Raw genomic sequence first — 7,039 nt, 5'->3', positions numbered from 1 at the left:
GCACATGCGCGATTAATCGATCGATTTTTCAACAAATAGCGGCTTATTTTAGGAAAAGTCCGGCTATCGGCCACGGCGCGGTGAGTTGATCGGAGGATCCCTAACGACGCACTGTGCTCGGAGACTTGGGATACAACCCTTCCTATATACCCTTTGACCGGCAATCCCGTGAGCGCAGCTAAATTATTCGCAAAAGATCCGGCCCCGCTGTCTCCTGAATAACAAGATACAACATGTATGCTTTCATAATCGTCGATATTAATTTTTTTCTGTTTGATCCTGTAGTAAAGTAATTCCGGGGACACATCCCCATTCTTTATTTTTAATGCCGGAAACTCAGGCACCGATGGCGGGAAGCCATGGGCATTCACTACCAATGTCCTCTCGCCCGTTTTTTTCAACTGGGTGTATATATCAAGCCCCTCTCCCAAATTGATACGATTGCTTAATTTCAGGCGTTTAACAGGCACGAAGCGTTTCAGAAATTTTGGCACATGCCCACTCGGATCAACCCGATTAACCGGATCCCCCTCACAATACGCATACGCATTCAAACCACCCTCGCCAAACGGGCTCAAACTGTCCGGGCTATTGAACCGCATCAACACCGGGTTAAACGCCCGATAACCATTGCCCAGCAAATAATGCCCTGTCACCGGATCAACTCGCTGGCCTGTAAAGCCGGGCAGGTTCATCGGCCCCGCTGAAGGATGACGATGACCATAAGGCGTATACGCCAACGCCAAACCCTGAGCGGCGATGACAGACTGCTGTTGATCAGTCAGCAGCAACGCGCTGTCGCTCTGATTGTCTTCCGTACGCCGTTGCGCCAGCAAATGCTCGTCCGTACGCAGAAGCGAATGCTGGATCTGCCCCTGAATTTGCGTCGCCAGACGATTCTTCTGATAGAAAAACCGTGCGCTGCCCTGCCCCGCAGCCAAACAGTCGGCCAAGCGATCCAATGGATCGTAGCGATAGACGCAGAGTACGGATCGATCAGAAATAGCCACGGTGTCATTCCTTTGATGCAACGTTGTGGCAGCCAGTCTGGGCTTGCTCAGAGTTTTCGCCCAGCTAGCAGAACTGCTAGGTGCTGGTCCATTTGCCGTACCAAAAGGCGCCGGAAGCACACACCTCCAGCGCCGTCGATTTCAGCTTATTCGCGCACAGCCCTTACCAGCACCGAATAGTAGTGCTCCCTGGCGTAGTAATGACTATCAGGGGCAGGAGCCCCGCGCATGTCGTCGATTGACGGGAACAGTCGAATGTTCCAGTTGCGGCTGGCAGGCAATGGTGTGGTGGCAACCTCCCGGTGGGTTTCACGCTCGGCTTCGGACAGGTCGGAGGCCAGCACGCCGATAACCTGCCCGTTCGGGTCCAGTACCTTGCCGGCCACGAACATGAAATGAAACGGGTAATCCGATGACGGAGAGCCCTCCAGAACGTCGCGCTCAATAAACCCAATACCCTCACCGATGTCGGGAAGTGCCTGATCGTCGGTGAAGTAGTCAGAATAGCCCTGCGCCTTTATCCAGCCTTCTAGCGGTGTTGTCGAAATGTTCAGCTTCACCTGCTGACCGTCCTGCAAGGCGACGACCTCGACGTTAGGTACGACCGGCGCCGCCACGCCCAGGCGCTCGCCTTCGTAGTCAAACGGGGTTGCACCTCCGGCGTACCTGGAGACCAGAAACTCGGTGCTGGAAATACAGCTTTCGGGCGCTGCTGCCTTGGGTTCTAGCCTCACATAGCCATTTCGGTCCGGCCTGATGGTGTGGAACAGGCTCGATGGCACATTGAGCTTTCCGGGTACCAGAACATTGTCGTCCATGATGTTCAGGTCCTCATGGTGGACCTTAAGCGTTCCACCTGATGTGTCCTGAGTGGCAAAGCGCTCGCGGGCTGCGGTCTTGTAGGCATAGCGCCGGGTACGGATGTTACAGACCGTCTGATCGCTGATATTTCCGCCCCTGAGTGCTGGCCGGTTAATGAGCGTGAACTCATGCCCACCGATGTTGCGCACCCAGGGCAGCGCCAGGGTTTCAGCTCGCGACCGGCCTTGCGGTGGTACCAACAGAAAGACGCTATTGCGCTCGTCCCAGACAGCCCGGTAGACCCTGCCGTTGTCCAGCGTGATGTAGTCACGGCCATCAATGGAATAACTGCCTCGCTTTGGCCCTGCGCTGACCACCACGGCATCGGACAGGTCAACCACGGCGCTGGCAATGCCCACGCCTTTGGCGCGCTCCGGATAAACCGCGTCGTCGATGTGCAACTGCAGTTCAGCACCACTCAGGTGTGTGGGTGCGGCCGGTTGCTCAAGGCTGGTGACCGACTCATAGGTATACCCGCGCTGTGAGGACAGAAAGATGCGGCGGGCATCGGTTTCCGAGACGTCATTGAGGGACAGCAAGGCGATACTTTCAATTCTGCCGGGATCAGGAAAACAGGCTTCGACATGATCGATGACCGACCCCGAATGGCTCAGGTAAAACTCGTCCTGCAGATGACCTGCCAGCATGCAGAGCTGCTTGGCAGCCGAATGAGCAAACCAGGCTTTCTCGCCGGACTTCAGGCGTGCCTCGACCATCATCAGGTTGTTTTGCGCCAGGCTCTCCTGAAGCTGCCTGACGAAGGTGCCTCGCTCGCTGGCAAGCGCCGGAATACCTTCATGCGCCGCCATGAGCGGGTTGATCAGTCGAACCTGCCTGAGGATTTTCTCGCCAAGGCCCAGCGAACGAGGTTTCGACGCCGCCCCCCATTCGACCGTATGGCCCAACAAGGTGTTGGCCAGCGCCGCCTGATTACGCGCAGCAAAGAGGATGGCCAGTTCCTCGGGGGTATCGAGCATATAGAACGGATTTTCGACGGACGTGATGGACGAGGGCAGTCGCGATTTAATTTTGGCAACGGCTTCGATGTTTTTCACAACCCACTGAGGGTTTCGCGCATAGGCTTCGTTCGCAGCCTTTGCGCCATAAAACAGCTCCAATGCAAAGTCATCGTGGGCCAGCCCGCTGCGATAGTCCGACTGATGGTGCCACAAGTGGGGCAAGGCCCTTTTCGGATCGGCTTGAGAGCTGATCTTCTTCATGGTCAGAGCAACAGGCTGCTGGTCGTACAATGTCTCGCCCGGTGCCAGCGCCAGAAAATCTTCACTGGCAACTGTGCCTCGATAGTGCACGCCCCGATCCGCTTCGATCACCAGTTCCTGCCCGCTGCCATCACTGAGTGTCGCCAGAACACCGGCCACGGTTTTTCTACCGGCCAGTCCCTCGAGCGTGTCGCTGATCTGGACGGTCACGAACATGCCTTGGGCCGCAACGATATGTGCCTGAATGTCAGATTTATAACGCGCGATGGCAGGCAACGTCCCGTCTACGTCCAGTCGGCTACCGTCTGTGCGAATGAAACGGGTGGTGCCAGCCGTGCTGCCAGCATGTTCGAGCACCTCGACATGGCCCTCGCGCTCAGTGACGTATTTGTGTTCGATAACGCCCAGGGCTGTGTCCTGCCGGGTTGATCCGCCTTGCGCGTCGATGAGCCGGGCAGGCACTTTTTCAAGCGTTGCCACGCAGTTGTCGTACCAACTGACGGTGTTGGCGGGCGCCAGAAAACGCTCCGGTCGGCCGCTGAAACCTGAGGGAAACGCTTCGGTGTGGGCAAAACGGGACAACTGCGGGGCATCAGCAGTTGACTCCGGGTGCTTGCGCCATTGCCCGGCTTCGAGGTCCAACGCATGAAGTGGCCGCAATTCCGGCCCTGCTATGCCGCTGACCGTACGACACGCCTGGCCGTTGAGCATGTAGATTTTTTCGCTGATCCCGCCCAGCAGTACGGCTCGCGCGCCACCCTCGACCATCGCGTTGCCATTCCAGTCGACACTGGCCACTTTCCTGCCGGTTTGATGCTCGGATATCTGCCCGTCCTCGGCAACCCTCCAATAGGAGCTGTCAGCAGACGTCTGCTTGCTCACTGGGTCTTCGCCTACGGCGTCGTGCTCGATCACATTGCTGCGCTCGTGGGAGTCAGAGGTTTCGGCCAGATCGGGCGTGCCGGGCAGAACCTGCTCGACGCCAGTCTGTTTATTGCGCAGCGCAGCAGACTTGATTCCTTTAACCACCGATATACCGCAATGCAACGCCGAACGCATGCCGATCAGCAGAAAGCCGAAAGTCTTCACCGAGGCCTCGTAGTCGTTGGCTTCTACAGCTTCAGCGAGGGCCTGGATCTGCTGGGCCATCGTCCAGACATTGGTGCCTTGCAGCATCAGCGTGCCCAGCACTCTGGGACGAACTGTGCGCAGTTTGCATAACACCAGTTCTGCAACGATGTTGATTGCATCCAGCGCTATGCCTTCGTCGTTACCATCGTAAATATCAAACCCCAGGTTGATGAAGTTACCCACCACCGGCAGCAGCCCGCCAACCTGATGCAACACTTGAAGCACATGCTGTGCACTGGTCGACATGTTTTGAATGTCATCGTCGTTCGCTCTGGCGCTCAGCAGTTGCCTGAACGCCTGAGCACTGCGCTCAAGGCGGGTTTTCTCGTCTGTGGTCAGTAACTCGATGCAGTGAATCGACCTGTCACTGTCCGAAATCGCCACACCCTCAAGATCGCCCAGCCGCTCGGCAGCAGTGTCAGAGGTCAACACGATCCGCTCGGCCTCTAAAGCACGATAGTCATCGGTCGCCTTGATGGCGTAGTTCTCTGCCTCAAGCGTGAACGCGGCCTTCGGTGTCGTCAGCTGGGAAGGCAGATTGCCGTTGTTCACAAAGGCAATGTTCGCGTCGAACAGACCGACCAGTTTCGTTTGCAGCGCATCCAGGCTCGCGGTGTAACGGGCTTTGTCAGCAAGGGCCTGCGCCAGTAGCTTGAGCTTTTCATCACGATTGTCGGCCAGCGCCAGCTCACGGCGCAGGTCTTCGTCATAAAGTACGTTCAGCAGTGTTCGATAACCCACGGACTCTTCATGCCTGAAAAACGTACCGCTGTTGATCCAGCCCGCTTCATAACTGATGTCGAACGCAGCCCGCGCAATCACTGGCCAGCAATGTTCATTCAGCCCCAGATACCGGCACAGTTCACGCGATACACATTCCGGTTGGGTAGGCTGCAGAACAACGAGCAGGCGCTGTTGGACCTCAAGGTTTTCCGCAATCACCAGGTAGTAGGTGTTGACCGCATCATTCAAGCGCTTGACGTAGGCCGCTTTGTGCTGTTCTGGCGGCAAGGCAGGCAAATCCTCCCGATGTTGGGCCAGCAGATGACAAGCGGCACGCTGCAATGTCGCAGACTGGCCGGCATCCCATTGCACCCCGCGCAATTCGTCAGTCAGCTCCACAAACCGTGATGCGATGGTATCGTAAGCCCCTACCGATAAAGGGTCCACGTACAGATACGGCGGCTCCTTGGTACGAATATCGAACGCTTCGATGTCGATGTCCGTCAACGGATGGCTGCGCGGGACAAGATTGGGCACGATCACTTCAACGATCAGCCGCTCGATATTGATCGCGCCCTCGGCCTCGCCATAGCGAATGGTATTGATCATGTAAGACGATAGCGCTTGGCGGGCGGCGTCAAAATAGTCCGAAAGATCCCGCACGCTCCACGGGTTGACGGTGTGCTGCTCACGGTAGACATCGGCATGGCCGTCACTGTCGTAAACGACAAGTTTCAGCGTGATGCCACCGGACTGCTGCAGCATGGCCAGCAATGCGTTTTCGTTGTCTTGCAGTGACGCGCCAAAATGCCGTTGACTGTTGAGCAAGGTGCGGCATCGGGCAAGGTGCCACTGAATTTCTTTTCTCAGCGCAAGGTCGATTACGCCGTAGTCGTCGGTGCCATGCGCCTGGACGCTACGCTGACGAAATGTGTACACCTGCGACGTATCGAGCATGAAGCGTTGTTGCTCGGCGATGGTAAAAGGCAAGCCCGGCGCCAGCGCAGTGTGCTGGACATCGGCCTCGCCGGGCAGAAGCGCAGCGACCCCTGCGAGCAGATCGTGACGGGTGGCTACCGGCGCAATACCGATCCCGTAGTAATCGAGCAGACTGTGCAGTGAAACAGCCTGATCATCGCGAATCGTCAGATGACGACGGGCATCGGCGGCATCCAGCTGCGACGCAAGCGGGGCCAGGCTATCGGTGAGCCGAATGACCCGCAGGTGCAGGTCTGACAAGGTCGATTGCACCGGTTGCAAGCCAGCGGTCACGCCCAGCAATTGCAGTGCGTAAACGGGGCTGGCGCCATTTGGCCAGACCTGCAACACGCAGGTAAAAGGCTGCCGGAAATCCACCTGGTTTTTGTTGACGAGATCAAGGACGTAGCGCAGCTCTTGACGGTGCACGCCGGGCAGCAGTTCTACATCGATGTCGCCTGCCAGATTCAGGCTGGCGGTAAGCCGGATCAACGCTTTGAAGTGCTGCAAAACCGTGCTGCCATGAACAACGCCAGCAAACAGCGGAGAGTCATTGGCTACGGCTAGAAATACTCTGTTAGTCGCACAAGTACCGGTTTCCAGGTCGCGTAATCGTGCCCGCAGGGTGTTCAGCAGCCTGGGGTAATCCCCCAACGTACGATCGATGCGCTCTGTTCGGGCTATCGGGGAGCGTGGCTCACGTTGTTGACGCTGAGCGATATCAAACGCAGCCTTGGCCAGTTCATGCTCAAGGCCTGACTCGGAGTTTTCCGGGCTGACGGACCGGGTAACGCGCTCTGTCCCATCCGCGAACGCGTTCAGTTCGACGTCGAACAGCAGTGATTTCAGGGTGCTCAGTAGCTCGTTGTCGTCTGCCCAGCGCCCGAAAGCGCTGAAAGCCCCGAGGATCTGAATTTCCTCAAGCAGGGTAAAACCTTCAGGACGTGGCCTTCGCAGGAGAGCGGCCAATTGCTCGTCTCCCTCGGCTGCCAATAGATGCCGAAGCCTTTCCTGAGCGGCGACTGGCATGGAAGTAGGCGATGGGGTGTAGATGTCGGTCATTGCTGATTGCTCCGCGCATTTCAAATGACCGACACGATGCTGGTTTGCAGAAAC

General features: G+C 57.2%; 2 protein-coding genes. Both read right to left on the bottom strand.

What is annotated here, in order from left to right:
* Positions 1-1,010, bottom strand: a 1,010-nt coding sequence (locus DW49_RS1000000133520) for an RHS repeat-associated core domain-containing protein (protein ID WP_241478681.1), incomplete at its 3' end; no start/stop codon positions are given.
* Positions 1,011-1,156: 146 nt separating this feature from the next.
* Positions 1,157-6,985 (bottom strand): hypothetical protein, encoded by a 5,829-nt coding sequence (locus DW49_RS0101550; RefSeq protein ID WP_005613977.1) that lies wholly within the window; start codon positions 6,983-6,985, stop codon positions 1,157-1,159.
* Positions 6,986-7,039: the final 54 nt, after the last annotated feature.

It is taken from the genome of Pseudomonas avellanae BPIC 631 (assembly GCF_000444135.1).
GTDB classification, from domain to species: Bacteria; Pseudomonadota; Gammaproteobacteria; order Pseudomonadales; family Pseudomonadaceae; genus Aquipseudomonas; species Aquipseudomonas avellanae.
Note: the sequence above shows the minus strand (reverse complement) of the source record. Positions and strands in the feature narration are given on the sequence as shown.

Excerpts from the sequence above, each read along its gene's own strand:
- DW49_RS0101550 (WP_005613977.1), bottom strand. The coding sequence starts at position 6,985 with ATGACCGACATCTACACCCCATCGCCTACTTCCATGCCAGTCGCCGCT.